Source organism: Pseudomonas sp. LLC-1, assembly GCF_002992185.1.
Taxonomy (GTDB): domain Bacteria; phylum Pseudomonadota; class Gammaproteobacteria; order Pseudomonadales; family Pseudomonadaceae; genus Aquipseudomonas; species Aquipseudomonas monteilii.
This window is the reverse complement of sequence record NZ_LUVY01000016.1, coordinates 258,131-277,840: the sequence shown is the minus strand read 5'-3', so window position 1 is coordinate 277,840 and position 19,710 is coordinate 258,131. Positions and strand designations below refer to the sequence as shown.

The following is a 19,710-nucleotide window of genomic DNA, read 5'->3' as shown; positions in this document are numbered from 1 at the left end:
GGGGTGCACCGTACCTGTGGGAGCCTGGCTTGCCGGCGATGGGCTGCGCAGCAGCCCCATTTATCCTCGGCATCGCCTGAGTCGCGGGTAATGCGTCAGCCGCGGACTATCTGGTTCTTGCCCTGCCGCTTTGCCTGGTACATCGCCGCGTCAGCCCGGGCATACAGGCTATCCAGCGTCACATCTTCATCCGTCAGCGCAGTTAGCCCCTGGCTCACCGTCACCCCGTACACCTGCTCTTCATGGCTAAAGCTCAAACGCTGGATCGCCCGCTGCAAGCGCTCGGCAATCTGTTCTGCCGCGTGGGCATCGCAACCCGGGAACACCGCCGCAAATTCCTCACCACCAATACGCCCGAACAGGTCGCCACGGCGTAGCACGGCCTTGCCGCTGTCGGCGATGCGTTGCAGCACCTGGTCGCCTTCCTGGTGGCCGTAGCTGTCGTTGATGCGCTTGAAATCATCGATATCCAGCAACAGGAAGGCCAGCGGCGTACCGGCTTCGCGGGCGTTGTCGAAGGCTTGCTGGGCACACTCGAAAAAGTGCCTGCGGTTGCTGCTCTGGGTCAGCACGTCAGTGGTGGCCAGGCGTTGCAACTCGCCTTCAAGCTGCTTCTTTTCGGTGATGTCTTCGGCGATGCCGACAATGATCACCCGGTCGCCGTCGTGCTGCTGGTTGATGTAGCACTTGTCGCTCAGCCAGCGCAGTTGGCCGTCGGCATTGAGAATGCGGTATTCGCGGTCTTCCACCGAGCCCTTGAGCAGCACCTGGGCCAGGCTGCGCTCGGCGTACTCCAGGTCGTCGGGGTAGATGCTGTCGCGCCATTCGTTGTAGTCGGCCAGCACCAGGCTGACCGGGCGGCCGAAGATTCGCTCGTAGGCGGGGCTGACGTACAGCACCTGGCGGGTTTCCCAGTCGAAGGCCCAGAGCACCGCATTGACGCTGTCGAGCAGTGAACTGAACAGTTGCTCGCGTTCGCTCAGGCGGGCGACTTCGCCTTGGGCGTGGAGCAAGGCCAGCAGGGTCTGGGCGGCTTCAGGAGGCGGGGTACCGGGAAGGATCGTGGGGATGTTCTTGGCCATGTGCACGAATCAGGTCTCGACTTGAAAGCGTGCGGCCAGCATCCTGCCCGCCACGCGGGCGATGTGCGAGTTTGAGTGGTGGCGAGGGGGCGAAGTTCCGAACGGCATGCCCCGAAAGGGGGCATGCCGACTAACGGCGGTCAGGCGCCGGAGGGGCGTAGGGAATAGGTTTTCAGCTGCGCTGCGAAGTCGCGCAGGGCATGAATGCCGCTGGTTTCGGCCTCGTGTACCCAGTCCTTCATGGCCGCTAGCATGTCGTGCCCGTTGGCGCTGGTACGCGCCCAGATCTGCTGCAGGGCCAGGCGCTTTTCGTAAATGGTCTTCAACGCCTGGCTGTGCGCAAGCATGGACTCGATGCGCATGTGGTGGCGGTCTTCCAGCAGGCTGGTTTCACGCGACAGCAGGCGCTTGGCGCGGCGGAAGTGGTGACTTACCGAGGCGTCTACCCGGGCCAGCTCCTGCTTGACCAGCGGGCCGATCACCAGCTTGCGGTACTGCGCCATGATCTGGAAGCGGTTGTTGAGGATGGCCATGGCGGTGTCCATGTCCAGGCTGGCCTTGCCCGCCACCCGGTGAGCGATCGGCGCCACACGCTGCACCTTGGCCAGGCGCAACAGGCAGAACAGGCGTATCCAGGCCCAGCCCATGTCGAATTCCCAGCGTTTGACCGACAGCTTGGCCGAGTTGGGGTAGGTGTGGTGGTTGTTGTGCAGTTCTTCACCTCCAATGACGATGCCCCAAGGCACCAGGTTGGTGGCTGCATCGCGGCATTCGAAGTTGCGATAACCCAGTGCGTGGCCCAGGCCGTTGACCACGCCGGCAGCCCAGAACGGAATCCACATCATCTGCACGGCCCAGATGGTGATACCGATGGTGCCGAACAGCAGCAGGTCGATGACGGCCATCAATGCAATACCGCCCAGCTTGTAGCGCGAATAGAGGTTGCGCTCGATCCAGTCCTCCGGGCAGTTCTTGCCATAAATGCGCAGGGTTTCGGGGTTGCGCGCCTCTTCCCGGTACAGCTCGGCGCCCTTGCGCAATACCGTGCTCAGGCCCTTGTGCACCGGGCTGTGCGGGTCGTCGGGGGTTTCGCATTTGGCGTGGTGTTTGCGGTGGACAGCGGTCCACTCGCGTGTGTTCTGCGCCGTGGTCAGCCACAGCCAGAAGCGGAAGAAGTGCTTGAGCGCGCCGTTGAGCTCCAAGGCCCGGTGCGCGGAGTAGCGATGCAGGTAGACCGTGACGCTGACGATGGTCACATGGGTCATCAACAGAGTGATGCCGACCAGTTGCCAGGCCGACAAGTCGAGCAGGCCGTTGTACCACATAGGTGTAAAAACCCTCGGAATGCAGGAGGAGGGGCTGATTATCCCTCGGGAGGGAAATAAAACCAGTCACCCGTTCAGATAGGAGGTCACGACATGTTTCAGCCTTTATACTGCCCCATTATTTCTGATGGGCTATCCCACCCGACATGTCTGTTTCCGTTCGCGACGCCTTGCGCATGGCTGCGCTGTATGTGGTGCTCTCGATCCTCTGGCTGGTGCTGGCCGAGGTGGTGCTGCACGGCATGACTGACGATCCCCTCGCATTGACCGTGGGGCGGCAGATCAATGTGGTGCTGTGGGTGCTGTTCAGTGCCTTGCTGATTTACGTGTCGCGGGTGCGCCTGCTCAATTTCATCGGCCGTGGTGCCCGCTTGCGTTGCGAAGACCGTGAGCGGCTGCGCATGGCGGCTGCGGTGTTCGACAGCACACTCGAAGGGGTGTTGGTCACCGACCGCCAGGGCCTGATCGTGCACGTCAACCGCGCGTTCATGCGCATCACCGGCTACCAGCAGAATGAAGTCATCGGGCAGCGCCCGAACAAGTTCAAGTCAGGCCGCCATGGGTTGCCGTTCTACGAGCAGATCTTCGCCACGCTGGCCGATAAGGGCGAGTGGAGCGGGGAAATCTGGAACCGGCGCAAAAGCGGCGAAATCTACCCGCAATGGCAGACCATTTGCGCCATTCGCGACGACGATGGTGAACTGAGCCATTACGTGGCGGTATTCAGTGATATCAGCGCAATCAAGCATTCGGAGCAGGAACTGGCCTACCTGGCCCACCACGACCCGCTGACCGGCCTGCCCAACCGGCTGCTGTTCACCGACCGCGTCGAGCAGGCTTTGGCGTCGGCCCAGGCCAACAAGCGCGGGTGTGCCCTGTTGCTGCTGGACCTGGACCACTTTCAAAGCATCAACGATGGCCTGGGCCACACCATCGGTGACCAGTTGCTGAAGCTGGTGGGCGAGCGCCTGGGTGAGGTACTGGGTGCAGGCGTGACCTTGGCGCGCCTGGGCGGCGACGAATTTGGCGTGCTGGCGGAGAACTGCCAGCAGGTCGGCCAGGCGGGCAAGCTGGCGCAGTGCATCATCGAGCGTATGCGCGAGCCGTTCCAGTTCGATGGCCATCGCCTGTTCATCAGTGTCAGTGCGGGCATCAGCCTGTTCCCCAGCGATGCGTTGAGTGCCGAACAACTGCTGCGCAACGCCGATTCGGCACTGTTCAAAGCCAAGAGCAACGGGCGGGCGTGCTATGCGCTGTATACCGAAGAACTGACCGCCCATGCCCAGCACCGGGTAGAGACCGCCGGTGAGCTGCGCCGGGCCCTGGAGCAGGATGAGCTGCGGGTGTACTTCCAGCCGGTACATGACCTGGCTTCAGGCCGACAAGTCGGGGTCGAAACGCTGGTGCGCTGGCAGCACCCCCAGCGCGGCCTGGTGCCGCCGGGCGAGTTCATCCCGATTGCCGAGCGCACGGGGCTGATTGCCGAGATCGACACCTGGGTGCTGCGCCAGGCCGGCCAGCAAATGGTGCAATGGCAGGCCGAAGGCCGGCAGCTGGCGTTCGTGGCGGTAAACATCTCCAGCCGCCTGTTTGGCCAGCACGAGTTGTACCGGCAGGTGGCCGAAGTGCTGCACGAGACGGGCCTGGCCCCGGCCCTGCTGGAGCTCGAAGTAACCGAAAGCGCGGTGATGGAAGACCCGGAAGTGGCACTGGAGCAGTTGCACCGGTTGCGTGAGCTGGGGGTGACCTTGGCCATCGATGACTTTGGCACCGGGTATTCATCGCTGCTGCGGCTCAAGCGTTTGCCGGTGCAGAAGCTGAAAATCGACCAGGGCTTCGTGGCCGGTTTGCCGCATGATGAAGACGACATCGCGATCGTGCGGGTGATCATCGCCCTGGCCCACAGCATGGGTATGCAGGTGCATGCCGAGGGCATCGAGCAGGCAGAGCAGGCCAGCTTCCTGTTGCAGGAGCAGTGTCAGCTGGGGCAGGGCTATTGGTTCGGGCGGCCGGTGCCGGCTGGGGATCTTCGCTGGGATTGAGATCTTGGGGCCGCTTTGCGGCCCATCGCCGGCAAGCCAGCTCCCACAGGTACAGCATAAGGCTGGAGGGCTGCGCGGTAGTTGTGGGAGCTGGCTTGCCGGCGATGGGCGCAAAGCGCCCCCTATCTATCGCTTGTTCAAGCCCTTCGCCAAGCGGTCCCCGCCCAGCTGGATCAACGCCACCAACGCCACCAGCATGGCGATCACGGTCAGCATGATCTGGCTGTCGAAACGCTGGTAGCCATACCGGTAGGCAATATCCCCCAACCCTCCCGCACCAATCGCGCCGGCCATGGCCGAAGAGTTGATCAGGGTTACCAGGGTAATGGTGAAGCCACCGACAATGCCGGGCAGCGCCTCAGGCAAAAGCACATGCCAGACGATGTGCCAGCGTCGGCAGCCCATGGCCTGCGCAGCTTCCACCAGGCCATGGTCCACTTCGCGCAGGCTGACCTCGGCAATCCGCGCGAAGAACGGTGTGGCGGCAATGGTCAGCGGCACCACCGCCGCCCATACGCCGTAAGTGGTACCTACCAGCAGGCGGGTGAAGGGGATCAGCGCGACCATCAGGATCAGGAACGGGATCGAGCGGAACAGGTTGACGAAGGCGCCCAGCACGCGATTAAGCAGCGGTGCTTCGAAGATGCCACCCTTGTCACTGGTGACCAGCAGCACCGCCATCGGCACCCCTACCAGCAGGGCGATCAGCGACGACACGCCGACCATCAGCAGGGTATCGAGCAAACCTTCCAGCAGGCGATCAAACCACATGGCCCAGTACCTCCACGTCCTCGGCCCAGCGGCGGGCGCGCTCCAGTAATTGATGCGTGTCATGCGGCGAGTGCCGCACCGACAGGATCAGCTGGCCCAAGGCATGTTCGCCAATGGTCTCCACGCCGCCCTGCAGCAGGCGCACACGCCCGCCCAGTTCGTTGAACAGGGCAGACAGTTCAGGCTCGCCCAGCACCGTCAGTTTCAACACCACGGCACTGTCGCGGCTCGCCGGGCTGGCTTGCAGGCCGGCTTGCAGCGCGGCAGGCAGCCTGGCCTGCAGTGGCGCAAGCAAGGTGCGGGTGACCTCGTGGCGAGGCGAACCGAACACCCGCCAGACCTCGCCCTGCTCGACCACTTCGCCACGTTCGAGCACCACCACCCGGTGGCAGATATCGCGGATCACGGCCATTTCGTGGGTGATCAGCACGATGGTCAGCCCCAGGCGCTGGTTGATGTCGCGCAGCAGCTCAAGGATCGAGGCCGTGGTTTCCGGGTCCAGCGCGGAGGTGGCTTCGTCGCACAGCAGAATCTCGGGGTCGTGTACCAGCGCCCGGGCAATACCGACGCGCTGCTTTTGCCCGCCGGACAGCTGCGCCGGGTAGACGTGGTGTTTTTCCTGCAGACCAACCAGCTCCAGCAGTTCACGCACCTTGCGCTGGCGCTCGGCCTTGGCCACGCCGGCCACTTTCAATGGCAACTCGACGTTCTGCCACACGGTTTTGGCCGACATCAGGTTGAAGTGCTGGAAGATCATGCCGATGCGCTGACGCAGCGCCACCAGGCGGTCTTCGTCGAAGGGGGCGATGTCCACCTGATCGATCAGCACCCGGCCTTGGCTGGGTTGCTCCAGCCGGTTGATGGTGCGCAACAGCGATGACTTGCCGGCCCCGCTGCGGCCGATGATGCCGAAGATCTCGCCATGGCGGATGTTCAGGTCGATGCCTCGCAAGGCCGGTTGTGCCTGGCCAGGGTAGGTCTTGCCCAGGCCGATGAAGCGCACATGGGCTTCATTGACCTCCGGGCGCAGGGCCTGTTCCTTGACCGTTGGCGGCAATGGTTGGGGGGTAGGCGCCCTGAGCGCGCTGGCCTGGCTCATGTCAGCCTTCCCAGCCGGCTTGATAGAGCTTGCCGTGGGCTTTGTCGAGCGCTGCACGCACGGCTGGCGAGTGCTGGTAGATGTCAACAAACTTGGCCAGGCGCGGGTCGTCCTTGCTCTGTGGGCGAATGACGAACTGGATCACGTATTCCTTGTTCTCCAGGCCGTCGAACAGCAGCGCAGAGCCTGCGTCGAAGCTGTTGGCCAGGCGGATGTAGGCCGGGTAACCCTGCACCAGGTCGGCGTCATCGTAGGCGCGGACCAGCTGAACCGCCTCGACCTGAAGGATTTTCAGCTTTTTCGGGTTGGCGACGATGTCGTCCTCGGTGGCCTTGTAGCCAACGCCCGGCTTGAGGGTAATCAGCCCGGCCTTGGCCAGCAGTTGCAGGCCACGGCCGCTGTTGATCGGGTCGTTGGCAATGGCCACGCTGGCGCCCTCAGGCAGCTCGGCAAAGCTTTTGTACGTTTTCGAGTACAGGCCAACGTTGTTGATGATGCCGGGTGCGTAAGGCACCAGGTTGAAGCCGGCAGCTGCCTTGGCGTTTTCCAGGAACGGGATGTGCTGGAAGTAGTTCACGTCGATGTCGCCGCTGTTGAGGCTGACGTTGGGTGCGATCCAGTCGCTGAACTCGATGAGCTTCACTTCCAGGCCTTGCTTGTGCGCTTCTTCCACGGCGGCTTCCAGCGGGATCGCAAAGGCCGAGGTGGTGCCGATCTTCAGTGGGTCGGCTGCCAGGGCGTGGGCGGACAGGCCAAGGGTGAGGGCAATGGCCGCGACGGGCCGGAACAGTTTCTCAAGCATGGTGCGGGACTCCAGTCGGGGCAGGGGAAGGGACAAAGCGATAGGCCGAACCAGGGTGATCGGCGGGCAAGTGCGGGTGGTCGGCCTGGAACAGCTTCTCGCGCAGGGTGCCTTCGGCGTAGGCCGTCTTGTAGCGGCCACGCTGCTGCAGTTGCGGGACGACCAGGTCGATGAAGTCTTCGAAGCTTTCCGGGGTGACGGTGCGGGTCAGGTTGAAACCGTCCAGGCCGGTTTCATCAATCCACGCGATCAACTGCTTGGCCACCTGGTCAGGTGAGCCGACCAAGGTTACGTAGCGGCCACCGAGGGCGTGCTGCTCAAGCAGACGGCGGCGGGTCCAGGCGTTGTCTTGTAACTGGCGCGTGGCGGACTGAATGGCGTTGCCCTGGCTGAAGCCGATTGGCTCGTCCAGTTCATAGGCCGCAAAGTCTATGCCGGTGGATGCTGCGAAGTGCGCGACGCCGGCTTCAGGGCTTGCATGGCGCAAGTACTCGGCATGCTTGGCCTGGGCCTCTTGCTCGGTGGCTGCCACGATCACTGTGATACCCATGAACACCTTGATTGCCTGCGGGTCGCGGCCAGCGGCCTGTGCAGCGGCGCGCACCTTGTCGACCTGGGCGCGGGTGGCGGCTTTGTCCTGGCCACTGATGAACACGCATTCGGCATGATTGCCGGCAAAGGCCAGGCCGCGCTGCGAGCTGCCGGCCTGGAACAGCACCGGCGTGCGCTGTGGCGAGGGTTCGCTCAGGTGATAGCCCTCGACGTTGTAGAACTCGCCGTGGTGGCTGACTTTGCGCACCTTGTCGGGCTGGGCGTACACGCGCTGCTGGCGGTCGGCGACCACCGCATCGTCGGCCCAGCTGCCTTCCAGCAGCTTGTACAGCACCTGCAGGTATTCGTCGGCCTGGTCGTAGCGGCGGTCATGCTCCGGTTGCTGCGCCAGGCCCATGGCCCGGGCGGCGCTGTCGAGGTAGCCGGTGACGATGTTCCAGCCCACCCGGCCATTGCTCAGGTGGTCGAGGGTGGAAAGGCGCCGGGCGAACAGGTACGGCGCCTCGTAGGTGAGGTTGGCGGTAAGGCCGAAACCCAGGTGGCGGGTAACTGCTGCCATGGCCGAAACCAGCAGCAGCGGGTCGTTGACCGGCAGCTGGATCGACTCCTTGAGGGTGACGTCCAGCGACTGACCGTAGATGTCGTAGGTACCCACGATGTCGGCAATGAACAGCCCATCGAACAGGCCGCGTTCCAGCAGGCGTGCCAGGTTGGTCCAGTAGTCCAGGGTCTTGTACTGGGTCGAAGTGTCCCGTGGGTGGGTCCACAACCCATGGTTGATGTGCCCGATGCAGTTCATGTTGAAGGCATTGAGCAGGAGCTGCTTGGCCATCAGATGGTCCCCCGGCGTGGCGGGTTGGCATCGTTGAGGTAGTAGTTGCCGATGGCGTGGTACTTCCAGCGCACCGGGTCGTGCAGGGTGTGCACGCGGGCGTTGCGCCAGTGGCGGTCGAGGTTGTGTTCGGCCAGGGTGGCCTGGCTGCCGCCCAGTTCGAACAGGGCGGTACCGGCGGCAAGGGAAATCTCGGTGCTGATGGCCCGTGCTTCGGCCACGGCGATGGAGGCGGCGGCCACATTGTCTGCGGTGCTGTCGTCGCGGGCGCGGTCGAGGTATTCACCGGCGCGTTCCAGCAGGGCCTCGGCGGCGTGCAGGCGGATGGCCAGGTGGCCGAAGCTTTTGAGGGTCAGCGGGTCGTCCGTGGCCTTGTCCAGGCCGGAGTCGACCCACGGGCGGCTGCGGGTACGCACGAAGTGCAGGGCATCTTCATAAGCGGCGCGGGCGATGCCGGTGTCGATGGCGGCATGAAGGATCTGCGCCAGCGGGCCGACCGGAGTAGGGCGCTCGAAGGCGCTCTGGAATGGCACCACGTCGGCAGCGCTGACGTACACGTTGTCGAACACCACCGAGCCACTGCCGGTGGTGCGCTGGCCGAAACCGCTCCAGTCGTCGATCACTTGCAGGCCCTGGCTGTCGGCCGGGACGAAGGCCAACTGCTGTACGCCTTGGTCATCAACGACCGAAGTCGGGATGCGCTGGGCAAAAATGGCGCCAGTCGAATAGAACTTGCGGCCGTTGATGCGGAAACCGTCACCCTCACGGCTCAGGCGAGTGGTGCGCTCGTTGGCGGTCTTGGTGCCCAGTTCGGCCAGGGCGTTGCCGAAGCGGCTGCCGGCCAGTACTTCGGCGTACAGGCGTTGTTGCTGCTCGGGTGTACCGTTTACCCGCAGCACTTCCAGGCCGTAGAAGTGGTTTTGCGGGATTTGCCCGAGCGAGCCGTCGGACTGGGCGATACGGGCAATGACCTTGGCCAGGGTGACGTTGGACACGCCAGCGCCGCCGAAGGCCTTGGGTACGCTGATGGCCCACAGGCCGGAGCGGGTGAACAGCTCCAGTTCGGCGTGGGGCAGGCGGCGCTCGCGGTCGCGCAGGGCGCTGTCGCGGCGCAGTTGCTGGGCGATGTCTTCGGCGACGGCCAGGGCTTGGGCGTCGCTGGTGATGATTTTTGTAGTCATGTTGTTTCTCCGGGGCCCTAGGGGCCGCTTCGCGCCCCAATCGCCGGCAAGCCAGCTCCCACAGGGACCGCACAGGTCTTGAGGTCAGTGCGGTCCCTGTGGGAGCTGGCTTGCCGGCGATTGGGCTGCAAAGCAGCCCCCAAGGCCTGAAAATCAGATCCAGGAATGCCGCGCAGGCAGGGTGCCGTTGAGGTGGTAAGCGCCCACCGCGTGGTACTTCCAGCGCACCGGGTCATGCAGGGTGTGCACCCGGGCATTGCGCCAGTGGCGGTCGAGGTTGAACTCGGCAAGGGTGGCGCGGCTGCCAGCCAGTTCGAACAGCTTCTCGCTGGCTTGCAGGGAAATCTCGGTGGTCAGCACCTTGGCCTCGGCCACGGCAATCGAGGCTCGCGCCGCGCTGGCTGCGTCGATTGGCGCGGCATTGACCTCGTCCAGTACCCGCGCAGCCTTGCGCAGCAGCGCTTCGGCGGCGTGTAGCTCAAGCTTCAGGCGCCCGATGTCGGCGATGACATACGGGTCGTCGCTGGCGCGGTCCACGTTGGCTTCGATCCACGGGCGAGACTTTTCGCGCACGAAGGTGATCGCATCATCAATTGCTGCTTCGGCGATGCCGGCATCAATTGCCGCCTGGATCAGCTGTGAAGCCGCACCCTGGATGTTGGGGATATCACGCTGGCGCCAGTTGTCGATCACCAGCTCCGCGTCGACCGGCACCTGGTCCAGCAGCACGGTGCCGCTGGCAGTGGTGCGTTGGCCGAACCCGGACCAGTCATCGACGATGCGCAGCCCCGGGCTGCCACGGCGCACGAACGCAAGGCGCTGACGTCCTTCGTCGTCCAGTGCCTTGACGGCCACCCAGTGGGCGAACAGGGCGCCGGTGGAATAGAACTTCTCGCCGCTGATGCGATAGCTGTCGCCAGCGCGAGTGATCCGGGCCTTGAGGGTGAGGGTGTCTTTGGTGCCGCGCTCGGGGCCGGCATTGCCGATGCGCCAACCGTCGAGCACGCTGCGGAAGATCAGCGCCTGTTGCGCCTCGGTGGCTGTCAGGCGAATCAGTTGCAGCATGCCGAACTGGTTCTGCGGGATCTGCCCCAGGGCCGGGTCGGCGGCGCTGATCACGCGGAACACTTCGGCAACGGTTTCGAACGACACGTCGGGGCCGCCGTGGGCCTTGGGTACGCTGATGCTGCCCAGGCCGCTGCGGGTGAACAGTTCGATCTCGGCCCAAGGCAGTTTGCGTTGCTGGTCGCGGCGTGCGGCCTGCTCGCGGGCGACCTCAGCCAGTTCGCGGGCCGCTTGCAAGGCTTCGGCGTCGTTGCGCAGAACCTTGGCCGGCAGCAGCAGGGGCGAGCTGTCGAGATCGCTATGGAATTGGGTGTTTGGCTGGCTGGACATCAGTACCGCTCCTTGGCTGCACTCAATGCCCTGGCGTTACGCACTGGGGTGATTGTGATCCTGACCATTCCTGACCTCACAAAAAAGTTGTGCCGCTACAGCTGATCGCGACAGATATGTGCTGGTCCGGTGGTCCGGTTTATATACCCTAATGCTTTATAAAAAGTTTATGAACTAACTCTTTGGAATATGTATAGAAGGAGGGATTTTCTACACATGTGCCGGCCCTTTCGCGGGTGAACCCGCTCCCACAGGTTCTCGCACCAGCCCTGAAAGCGGTGCGATTCCTGTAGGAGCGGGTTTACCCGCGAAGAGGCCGGAACAGGTTTATTCGGAGGCCGCAGTACCGAGGAACTTGCGCAAAAACTGGCGGGTACGTTCTTCCTTAGGCGCTGCAAACAGCGCCTTGGCTTCACCCTGTTCCACGATCACGCCCTTGTCGAAGAAGATCACCCGGTTCGCCACATCCCGGGCAAAGCTCATTTCGTGCGTGACGATGATCATGGTGCGCTTCTCCTCGGCCAGGCCGCGGATGGTCGCCAGCACTTCACCCACCAGCTCCGGGTCCAGTGCCGAGGTGGGTTCGTCGAACAGGATCACCTCCGGCTCCATGGCCAGGGCACGGGCGATAGCCACCCGTTGCTGCTGACCACCGGACAAGCGCCGGGGGTAGGCGTCTTCCTTGCCTGCTAGGCCAACCTTGGCCAGCAGGCGCCGGCCAAGGTCGATGGCCTGCTCGCGGGGCGTCTTCTTGACGATCACCGGCCCCTCGATCACGTTCTCCAGGGCGGTGCGGTGCGGGAACAGGTTGAAGTTCTGGAACACGAACCCTGCTTGCTGGCGCAAACGGCGAATTGCACTTTGCTGCCCGCCCAGCGGGCGGTTGGCATCGATGCTGATAGCACCGATCTGGATCTGCCCGGCATCCGGGGTTTCCAGCAGGTTGAGGCAGCGCAGGAAGGTGGTCTTGCCCGAGCCGCTGGGGCCGATGATGGCCACCACTTCGCCGGGCTGTACGGTCAGGTCGATACCGTTGAGCACGGTCTGGCCCTTGAACCGCTTGGTCAGGCCTTTGACTTCAATCATGCTCAGTGCTCCTGGTCATGCTGGTTGACCCGCGCTTCCATGCGGTTCTGGAAGTGCGCGAGGATGCTGCACAGCACCCAGTAGATGACCGCGACCGCCACGTACATGGTGAACACTTCGAAGGTGCGTGCGGTAATCAGCTGCGCCTGGCGGAACAGTTCGGGCACCTGGATGGTGGCGGCCAGGGCGGTGTCCTTGACCAGCGAAATGAAGCTGTTGCCCAGCGGTGGCAGCGCAGTGCGCAAGGCTTGTGGCAGGATCGCCCGGCGCATGGCCTGGACGCGGGTCATGCCGATGCTGGCGGCCGCTTCCCACTGGCCACGGTCGATCGAGGAGATGGCTGCGCGCAGGATCTCGCAGATGTAGGCCGCCATGTTCAACGACAGGCCGATCAGCGAGGCGGGGATGGGGTCGAGTTCGATGCCGATCTGCGGCATGCCGAAATAGATCACGAACAGCTGCACCAGCAGCGGCGTGCCGCGGAAAAACGATACGTAGATCCGCGCCAGCCAGTTCAGCGGCAAGATCTTCGACAGGCGCATCAGCGCCAGGGCAAAGCCCAGCACCAGGCCGAAGAACATGCCGCCAACGCTGAGCAGCACCGTATAACCCGCGCCCTTCAGCAGGAAGGGCGTGGAGTCGACAACGAGTTGCAGGCTTTCAGCGATCATTTGGTGACATCAGCACCGAAGTATTTCTCGGACAGCTTGGCCAGCGTGCCGTCAGCCTTGAGCTTGTCGATGGCCTTGTTGATGGCATCGAGCAGCTCTGGCTCGCCCTTGCGCAGGGCCACGCCGCTTTCCAGGCGCGAGAAGGCATCGCCGGCCAGCTCCGTGTCCTTGGCTTTTTGCGCGTATTCCAGCGCGGCCAGGCGGTCGATCAGGATGGCGTCGATGCGGCCGTTACGCAGGTCGGCGAACTTGCTCGGGTCGTCTTCATAGGTGCGCACATCGGCTTGCGGCACGTCTTTTTTCACCCACTGTTCGTAGTTGGTGCCCAGGCCCACGCCCACTTTCTTGCCGGCCAGGTCGGCGGCCTTGTGGATGTTCAACTGCTCGGCCTTCTTCTTCAGGATCAGCGCCTGGATGCCGGAGATGGTGTAGGGCTCGGAGAAGTCGTACTTCTTCTTGCGCTCTTCGGAAATGGTCACCTGGTTGATGACTACGTCCAGGCGCTTGGACTCCAGCGCAGCGAGGATGCCGTCCCACTTGGTCGGCTGGACCTTGGCCTTGACCCCCAGCTCCTTGGCCAGCAGCTCGGATAGCTCCACTTCGAAGCCAGTCAGCTTGCCGTTTTCGTCCTGGAAGCTGAACGGTGGGTAGGTGCCTTCCAGGCCGACGTTGATCACGCCTTTTTCCTGGATGGTCTTCAGCTGCTCGCCCGCGAAGGCCTGGCTGAGCAGGCCGGTACCCAGCAGAACAGCCAGGGTAGCATTGAGTAGCGGTTTGGCGAATTTCGACATGTCAGAGCCCCGCGCTTGTTGTGTAAGTAGTGAGGTGGCGACTATAGGGTTGGCTGCTTAGGCCAGGAAATACTAAAAAATTATTTTGTTATTTCCATTTTGATTGGTGCCAGGAGCTGGCTGCTTTGAGGGTAGGCGAGGATGCCTGTGCCGTCATCGCGGCTTATGCCTGACTTAGCGCAGGATGGAATAAAGCGTTGTTTTTTCCAAGGGGCTGATTTGCCGTAGAGTGGATCGCATGTAGCCAGGCCCGGTTTCTTCGCGGGCCTGGCGACACCATTAGATGGCCTATACGGCAGGAGAAAACCGTGAGCGAACAACCTTCATCCGCGCACTGGCAGTTGCAGAGCATCGTCAGTGGCCTGCGCGGCGCCCGTGAGCAATGGCGCACCCGCAATGGCCGCAGCATTGGCGAGCAGGGTGGGCGCGAGTTGCCGTCGCGCGAGGCGATGCGGCAGATTCTGGAGCAACTGTGCGGCGCGCTGTTCCCCATGCGCCTTGGCCCGGTCGATTTGCGCGAAGAGAGCGAAGATTTCTACGTCGGCCATACCCTGGATGCCGCGCTGACCGCCTTGCTTGCCCAGGCTCGCCTTGAACTGCGCTATGCGGCACGGCAAAGCAAGGCTGAGCTGGCTGGCGTCGATGCCCATGCGCTGAGCCTGATCCAGGGTTTTGCAGCTGCGCTACCGGAACTGCGCGTACTGCTCGACACCGACGTGCTGGCCGCCTACCACGGCGACCCGGCAGCGCGCAGCGTGGATGAAGTGCTGCTGTGCTACCCGGGTATCCTGGCGATCATCCACCACCGCCTGGCGCACCACCTGTACCAGGCCGGCTTGCCGCTGCTGGCGCGGATCAGCTCGGAGCTGGCGCATTCGGCCACCGGTATCGACATTCACCCTGGCGCGCAGATTGGCCCGAGCTTCTTCATCGACCACGGGACCGGTGTGGTGATTGGCGAAACCGCGATCATCGGCGAGCGCGTGCGCATCTACCAGGCCGTGACCCTGGGCGCCAAGCGCTTCCCGAGCGATGAGTCGGGGACCCTGCACAAAGGCCTGCCACGGCACCCGATTGTCGAGGACGATGTGGTGATCTATGCCGGGGCCACGGTGCTGGGGCGCATTACCATCGGCAAAGGTTCGACCATTGGCGGCAATGTGTGGCTGACCCGCAGTGTGCCGGCTGAAAGCAACATTACCCAGGCCAACCTGCAGCTGGATTGCCAGGACAAGAACTGATCTAACCTTGCGGTAGGCCGCGACGAGGCTGGAACGAGAGGGCGCCAATCGGCGCCCCGGTTCGCAATGAAATTCGATCCATGTTTAACTTGAACGCTTGTTCAATGAAAAACGCTGGTCCGCTGCCGGTGTTCAACAGGAGGATTCCTTTGCTGAACCCGTTCATTCCGAACCTCACGTCATTCGACGAGGTGCATACCTCATGAGTGCGCCGATCCCTTCCAACAGCACGATCCGCATGAACCCTCCGGTGTTCTATTTCGCGGCAAGTTTCATCCTTATTTTTGGCCTGGTAGTCATTTCCAACCCGCAAGCGGCAGGTGACTGGTTGCTGGCAGCGCAGAACTGGGCGGCCAACACGGTCGGCTGGTACTACATGCTGGCCATGACGCTGTACCTGGTCTTCGTGGTGGTCACCGCCTTGTCCGGCTACGGCAAGATCAAGCTCGGTGCCGACCACGACGAACCCGAGTTCAGTTACCTGTCGTGGGCCGGCATGCTGTTTGCCGCCGGTATCAGCATCACGTTGTTCTTCTTCTGTGTTTCCGAACCGCTGACCCACATGCTGCAGCCGCCCCAGGGCGAAGCGGGCACGGCAGAGGCCGGGCGCCAGGCGATGCAGATTCTGTTCCTGCACTGGGGCCTGCATGGCTGGGGGGTGTTCGCCTTCGTCGGCATGGCCCTGGCCTATTTCGCCTACCGGCACAACCTGCCGCTGGCGTTGCGTTCGGCGCTGTACCCGCTGATCGGAAAGCGCATCAACGGGCCGATCGGCTACGCAGTGGATGGCTTCGGCATCATCGCCACGGTGTTCGGCCTGGGGGCCGACATGGGCTTTGGCGTGCTGCACCTGAACGCGGGCCTGGACTACCTGTTCGGCATCAGCCACAGCCAGTGGGTGCAGGTGATCCTCATCACCCTGATGATGGGCGCGGCGGTAGCCGTGGCTGTTGCCGGGGTGGAGAAGGGCGTGCGGGTGATGAGCGACATCAACCTGTTCCTGGCCTGCGCACTGCTGCTGTTCGTGCTGTTCGCCGGGCCGACCCAGCACCTGTTCAATACGCTGATCCAGAACCTTGGCGACTATCTGGGCGCTTTGCCACGCAAGAGTTTCGATGTGTATGCCTACGGCGAAAACCGTGACTGGCTGGGTGGCTGGACGGTGTTCTACTGGGCCTGGTGGATTGCCTGGGCACCGTTCGTGGGCCTGTTCATCGCCCGTATCTCCCGTGGCCGCACCATCCGCGAGTTCGTCTTTGGCGTGCTGCTGATTCCGTTGGGGTTCACCCTGGCGTGGATGTCGATCTTCGGCAACAGCGCGCTGGACCAGGTGATCAACCATGGCATGACCGCACTGGGCCAGTCGGCACTGGATAACCCGTCGATGAGCCTGTACCTGCTGCTGGAGACCTACCCCTGGAGCAAGGCGGTGATCGCCACCACGGTGTTCATCAGCTTCGTGTTCTTCGTCACGTCGGCCGACTCGGGCACCGTGGTGCTGTCGACCTTGTCGGCCAAGGGGGGGGAAGCCGATGAGGACGGGCCGAACTGGCTGCGCATTTTCTGGGGCGCGATGACCGCGCTGATCACCAGTGCGCTGTTGTTCGCGGGCAGCATCGACTCGCTGAAGTCGGCGGTGGTGCTGACCTCGCTGCCGTTCTCGCTGATTCTGTTGTGCATGATGTGGGGGCTGCACAAGGCGTTCTACCTGGAGTCGCAACGGCAGATCGCGCAAATGCACTCGCTGGCCCCGTTCGCGCAGTCACGTCGCGGCCGTGGCGGCTGGCGCCAGCGCCTGAGCCAGGCCGTGCATTTCCCGTCGCGTGATGAGGTTTACCGCTTCATGGACGACGTCGTGCGCCCGGCGATTGCCGAGGTCCGTGAGGTGTTCGAGCAGAAGGGCCTGGTGCTGATTACCCAGGATGACCCGAGCCACGACAACGTCAGCCTGAAGATTGGCCATGGCGAGGAGCAGCCGTTCATCTACCAGGTGCAGATGCGTGGGTATTTCACGCCGTCGTTCGCCTTGGGTGGGCTGGGCACGCAGGAGTTGAAGAACCGCCGTTATTACCGGGCGGAGGTGCACCTGAGCGAAGGTAGCCAGAACTATGACCTGGTGGGCTACAGCAAGGAGCAGATCATCAACGACATTCTGGACCAGTACGAGCGGCACATGCAGTATCTGCATCTGGTCCGCTGACCGAGCAATCCTGGCATGGCCTCTTCGCGGGCTTGCCCGCTCCCACAAGTACGGCACCGGTTTCAAAACCTGTGGTGTGCCTGTGGGAGCGGGCGAGCCCGCGAAGAGGCCGGCACAGGAAACTACTAGAAGGGTGCATCTCCAAGAATGGTAGCCCGGTGCATCACCCGCCGGTTCGGCCGGTAATCATCCACCGCAAAATGCTGGGTCACGCGGTTGTCCCAGAACGCCACGTCATTCTCCTGCCAACGCCAGCGAATGCTGAACTCCGGCCGCGTCGCATGGGCGAACAGCAGCTTCAACAGCGCTTCGCTTTCCAGCTCGCTCAGCTCATTGATGCGCGTAGTGAACCCTTCATTGACGAACAGCGCCTTACGCCCGCTCACCGGATGCGTGCGCACCACCGGGTGTGACAGCGGCGGGTTGTTGCGCCGTGTCGCCTCCCAGCGCGCCAGGTCTTCCGGCGTGGTGCCGAACCGCTCCAGCGGAAACGACTTGGTGAAGTCGTGGGTGGCGGTCAGCCCGTCGAGCATTGCGCGCAACGGCGCCGACAAGGCTTCGAAGGCCGCAATGCCGCTGGCCCACAGGGTATCGCCACCGTAAGCCGGCAACTGCTTGGCGCTGAGCACCGCGCCCAGTGCCGGGGTTGGCAAGAACGTCACGTCGGTGTGCCACACGGCGTTGTCGCGCACATCGGTCACCGCCGTGTCGAGCACCAGCACCTGCGGGGTTTCCGGCACGTTGGGGTAGATCGGGTGAATGTGCAGGTCGCCGAAGCGGGCGGCAAAGCGCGCTTGCTGTTCCGGGTTGATCGGCTGGTCGCGGAAGAACAGCACCTGATGCTTGAGCAGCGCCTGCTCGATGGCGTCGCGCTGTTCGGCCGAGATCTCGCGGCTGATATCCACGCCGCTGATCTGAGCACCGAGGGCCGGGCTGAGGGGGGTAACGGTCAGGCTCATGTCTTTTCTCGTTCTAGGCGCCGGGTTGCCGGCGTGGTCAGTCGGCAATCAGTGGCTCTGCCCGTGCCAGGGCACCAGTTTGCGTTGCAGGGCACGCAGGCCCATTTCCAGGGCGAAGGCGATCAGGGCGATCAGCAGGATGCCCAGCACCACCACATCGGTGACCAAAAACTGCGCCGCCGACTGCACCATGAAGCCCAGGCCGCTGGTGGCGGCAATCAGTTCGGCGGCCACCAGGGTCGACCAGCCGACCCCCAGGCCGATGCGGATGCCGGTAAGGATGTCGGGCAGTGCACTGGGCAGGATCACATGGCGGATCAGCTGGGCCTTGGTGGCGCCCAGCGACTGCGCTGCACGCAGCTTGGCGGGGTCGACCGTGCGCACGCCGGTGGCGGTGGCAATGGCGATGGGGGCGAAGATCGCCAGGTAAATCAGCAGCACCTTCGACAGCTCGCCGATGCCGCACCAGATGACGATCAGCGGCAGGTATGCAAGCGGTGGTATTGGCCGGTAGAACTCGATCAGCGGGTCGAGGATGCCACGGGCCACGCGGTTGTAGCCGATGGCGATGCCCACCGGGATCGCGGTCAGGGTCGCGGCAACCAGCGCCAGGCCGATGCGGCCCAGGCTTGCGCCCAGGTGCTGCCACAGGCTGGCATCCATGTAGCCTTGGCTCAGCAGGGTCCAGGCCTTGGCCAGGATGTCGCCGGGCGAAGGCAGGAACAGCGGCTCGATCCAGCCGGCGGCGGTCACCAGCCACCAGACCAGCAGCAGGCTGGCCAGGGTCAGGGTACTGATCCAGCGGGTAGAGAGTTGGCGGCGTGCTGTTGCAACAGGCCGGGTTTGGGCGTCGTGCTTACCGGCAACCGGCAGGTCCAGGCTGCTCATGCGCGCTCCTGCAGGCTTTGGCGTTGGGAGAACACCCGCGCCAGCACATGCTCGCGGGTTTCGATGAAGCGTGGGTCGGATTTGATTGCCCGGGCCGATTCGCCAGCGGCATAGCGCTGGCCGAACTCCAGTTGCAGGCGTTCCACTACGCGGCCCGGGTTGGGGGCCAGTAGCACCAGCTCGCTGGCGAGGAACACCGCTTCTTCAATGTCGTGGGTAATCAGGAACACCGGTTTGGCGGTGCGTTGCCAGACCTGCAGCAGCAGTTCCTGCATCTGTTCGCGGGTGAAGGCGTCGAGGGCGCCGAATGGTTCATCCATCAGCAACACCCGTGGGTCGGCTGCCAGTGCACGGGCCAGGCCTACGCGCTGCTTCTGGCCACCGGACAATTGCCAGATGCGTCGCTCGCCAAAGCCATCCAGGTCGACAAGTGCGAGCATTTCACGGGCCTTGGCTTCACGCTGGGCGCGAGGCACGCCAGCCAGTTCGAGGCCGAAGGCGACATTGCCCAGCACGTTCTGCCATGGCAGCAGGGCATCGTCCTGGAACACCACGCCGCGCTCGGCACCCGGGCCTTGCACCGGTACGCCATCGAGGGTGATTCGCCCGCCACTGGGGGCGACGAAGCCGGCGATCAGGTTGAGCAGCGAGGTCTTGCCGCTGCCGGACGGCCCCAGGGCCACTAGCAGCTGGCGCGGGCCCAGGCTCAGGTTGAAGTCGGCCAGCACCGGGGTGCTGGCGCCAGGGTACTGTGCGCTGATGCGCTCCAGTTCAAGCAAGGCCATGACGGGCT

The 19,710-nt window shown here is 63.6% G+C and carries 17 protein-coding genes; 3 read left to right on the top strand and 14 right to left on the bottom strand.

Translation table 11 applies throughout. From position 1 onward, the window contains the following. Nucleotides 1-95: 95 nt before the first annotated feature. Together A0O30_RS18265 and desA are read right to left on the bottom strand one after the other, a co-directional pair. The gene (locus A0O30_RS18265) at nt 96-1,082 is read right to left on the bottom strand and encodes a sensor domain-containing diguanylate cyclase (protein WP_105947414.1); all 987 of its coding nucleotides are present in this window, start codon (nt 1,080-1,082) and stop codon (nt 96-98) included. A gap of 140 nt (nt 1,083-1,222) precedes the next feature. Next, on the bottom strand, nt 1,223-2,407 hold the full coding sequence (desA, locus tag A0O30_RS18260; protein WP_019096488.1) for a delta-9 fatty acid desaturase DesA: 1,185 nt from the start codon (nt 2,405-2,407) through the stop codon (nt 1,223-1,225). A 146-nt stretch (nt 2,408-2,553) separates the two neighbouring features. On the opposite strand from desA, the gene dibA reads away from it, so the two are divergent. Continuing rightward, a complete protein-coding gene (gene dibA, locus A0O30_RS18255) occupies nt 2,554-4,449 on the top strand; it encodes a phosphodiesterase DibA (RefSeq protein WP_105947413.1) in 1,896 nt (631 codons plus the stop codon). A 126-nt stretch (nt 4,450-4,575) separates the two neighbouring features. Here the strand turns inward: dibA and A0O30_RS18245 are convergent, their stop codons facing one another. From A0O30_RS18245 to tcyJ, 9 genes are all read right to left on the bottom strand, one after another. Next, nucleotides 4,576-5,220 (bottom strand): methionine ABC transporter permease, encoded by a 645-nt coding sequence (locus A0O30_RS18245; RefSeq protein WP_105947411.1) that lies wholly within the window; start codon nt 5,218-5,220, stop codon nt 4,576-4,578. After that, nucleotides 5,210-6,319 (bottom strand): methionine ABC transporter ATP-binding protein, encoded by a 1,110-nt coding sequence (locus A0O30_RS18240; RefSeq protein ID WP_105947410.1) that lies wholly within the window; start codon nt 6,317-6,319, stop codon nt 5,210-5,212. The genes A0O30_RS18245 and A0O30_RS18240 overlap by 11 nt, the downstream gene beginning before the upstream one ends. A gap of 1 nt (nt 6,320) precedes the next feature. Beyond that, nucleotides 6,321-7,121, bottom strand: coding sequence for a MetQ/NlpA family ABC transporter substrate-binding protein (locus A0O30_RS18235; RefSeq protein WP_105947409.1), 801 nt, complete (start codon nt 7,119-7,121; stop codon nt 6,321-6,323). Next, a complete protein-coding gene (locus A0O30_RS18230; RefSeq protein ID WP_105947408.1) occupies nt 7,114-8,505 on the bottom strand; it encodes an LLM class flavin-dependent oxidoreductase in 1,392 nt (463 codons plus the stop codon). The genes A0O30_RS18235 and A0O30_RS18230 overlap by 8 nt, the downstream gene beginning before the upstream one ends. Continuing rightward, nucleotides 8,505-9,686: an SfnB family sulfur acquisition oxidoreductase gene (locus A0O30_RS18225; protein ID WP_105947407.1), complete on the bottom strand. Its 1,182-nt coding sequence runs from the start codon at nt 9,684-9,686 to the stop codon at nt 8,505-8,507. The genes A0O30_RS18230 and A0O30_RS18225 overlap by 1 nt, the downstream gene beginning before the upstream one ends. Before the next feature lie 153 nt (nt 9,687-9,839). Next, nucleotides 9,840-11,081, bottom strand: coding sequence for an SfnB family sulfur acquisition oxidoreductase (locus A0O30_RS18220; protein ID WP_105947406.1), 1,242 nt, complete (start codon nt 11,079-11,081; stop codon nt 9,840-9,842). A 327-nt stretch (nt 11,082-11,408) separates the two neighbouring features. After that, entirely contained in the window at nt 11,409-12,167 is a 759-nt protein-coding gene (gene tcyN, locus A0O30_RS18215; protein ID WP_060499433.1) for an L-cystine ABC transporter ATP-binding protein TcyN, read from the bottom strand. 2 nt (nt 12,168-12,169) lie between these two features. Beyond that, the gene (tcyL, locus tag A0O30_RS18210) at nt 12,170-12,838 is read right to left on the bottom strand and encodes a cystine ABC transporter permease (RefSeq protein WP_016714445.1); all 669 of its coding nucleotides are present in this window, start codon (nt 12,836-12,838) and stop codon (nt 12,170-12,172) included. Continuing rightward, entirely contained in the window at nt 12,835-13,629 is a 795-nt protein-coding gene (gene tcyJ, locus A0O30_RS18205) for a cystine ABC transporter substrate-binding protein (RefSeq protein ID WP_016714446.1), read from the bottom strand. Before tcyJ ends, tcyL begins: the two co-directional genes overlap by 4 nt. Before the next feature lie 308 nt (nt 13,630-13,937). On the opposite strand from tcyJ, the gene epsC reads away from it, so the two are divergent. Beyond that, nucleotides 13,938-14,870, top strand: coding sequence for a serine O-acetyltransferase EpsC (gene epsC, locus A0O30_RS18200; RefSeq protein ID WP_016714447.1), 933 nt, complete (start codon nt 13,938-13,940; stop codon nt 14,868-14,870). A gap of 238 nt (nt 14,871-15,108) precedes the next feature. After that, nucleotides 15,109-17,070, top strand: a complete 1,962-nt coding sequence (betT, locus tag A0O30_RS18195; protein WP_164525217.1) for a choline transporter BetT — start codon at nt 15,109-15,111, stop codon at nt 17,068-17,070. Between the two features lie 125 nt (nt 17,071-17,195). Here the strand turns inward: betT and tauD are convergent, their stop codons facing one another. The 3 genes from tauD to tauB are packed head-to-tail and all read right to left on the bottom strand — an operon-like array spanning nt 17,196 to nt 19,702. After that, complete coding sequence (gene tauD, locus A0O30_RS18185) at nt 17,196-18,029, bottom strand: taurine dioxygenase (protein ID WP_105947404.1); 834 nt, start codon at nt 18,027-18,029, stop codon at nt 17,196-17,198. A gap of 48 nt (nt 18,030-18,077) precedes the next feature. Further along, a complete protein-coding gene (tauC, locus tag A0O30_RS18180; protein WP_105947403.1) occupies nt 18,078-18,917 on the bottom strand; it encodes a taurine ABC transporter permease TauC in 840 nt (279 codons plus the stop codon). Then, on the bottom strand, nt 18,914-19,702 hold the full coding sequence (gene tauB / locus A0O30_RS18175) for a taurine ABC transporter ATP-binding subunit (protein WP_105947402.1): 789 nt from the start codon (nt 19,700-19,702) through the stop codon (nt 18,914-18,916). Before tauB ends, tauC begins: the two co-directional genes overlap by 4 nt. Nucleotides 19,703-19,710: the final 8 nt, after the last annotated feature.